Source organism: Rhodobacter sp. P2_H5 (assembly GCF_056403335.1).
Window position 1 is genome coordinate 1 of record NZ_JBFUFS010000073.1, and the last position, 1008, is coordinate 1008.

The following is a 1008-nucleotide window of genomic DNA, read 5'->3' on the forward strand; positions in this document are numbered from 1 at the left end:
TGGTGACACGGCCCAGGTAGTTGGCCACTGTGGGCTTCCAGCCTGCTTCGACCAGATCAAGCTGGGTCGTGCGAGCGAGACGATCCGCCTCGCGCAAACGGCGGTCGAGGCCGTGCTGGCTGATTCCCATGCCGCTGTAGGGGTTCGGGCGTTCATAGAGGGCATTCACCCCGAAGCTGAGGCAATGGGCCAGCAGTGCCGGGCGGCTGGCCTCGTCCAATGCGTGGAGCCAGTCCCAGAGGACATCGTCCCCCTGCCCCAGCGGCATGTCTGCCCTCCAACCTGCGTGCCGAGTGTCGATGTTCTGCGCCGGAAAGCTATCGGCCAGATCGGCGGATTGCACGGGCAGGTGGATTTCCCGCACCGTGGCTTCGAGCGCCGAACCGGAGGCGCGGGAGACAAAGCAATCTGTGACCAGTTTATACAAGAGCGCCGTCATCGCGATGCGCGGATTGTTCGCTAACGCATCCCGCAGCGCCAGCGTACGATGCGCCGTCAGTTCGATGACGAGCCGTTCGGGCAGCGGCTTGATCGCATCCCCCTCGTCTTCATCATCCTCCAGCCCCCGGTTCTCGCCCGCCATGCTGATCACCGCCGTACGGGCATCGCCATGGTCACCTTCCATCGGGGCATCATCCTCCGTGGCCCCGCTGGACGGTTCACCCGCGGGCGCTGCCTGCTGCTCATCCTCCGGCCGCACGAAGCCACGTTCGACCAGCAGGCGGCCATCGCTGTCGATGCTGACGAACGCCCCTGCCCTGCCGAGATCAACGGGATCGAAAGCCATCGGGCGGCTGTCGAAGGCACCGAGCATGCGTTCGATCTCACCAAGCCGCTGATCGACGTCCGCGGGCAGGTCGTCGGCCTCGGCATATTCGGCCTCCAGCCGGTCGTATTCGTCGCGCAGCGCCTCCCGCGTGGCCCGCTCCTCTTCGGTCAGATCGACCGTGGTGCTCAGAAGCTCGCGCAGCCCCATGGTGTGACCATAGGGGAAGCCCACCGCGACCT

Annotated in this window: 1 pseudogene; it reads right to left on the reverse strand. The window is 65.8% G+C overall.

Annotated elements, in window-relative coordinates:
- A pseudogene (locus AC1DVR_RS23520) lies at positions 1–1008 on the reverse strand (DNA-binding protein); the annotation flags it as partial.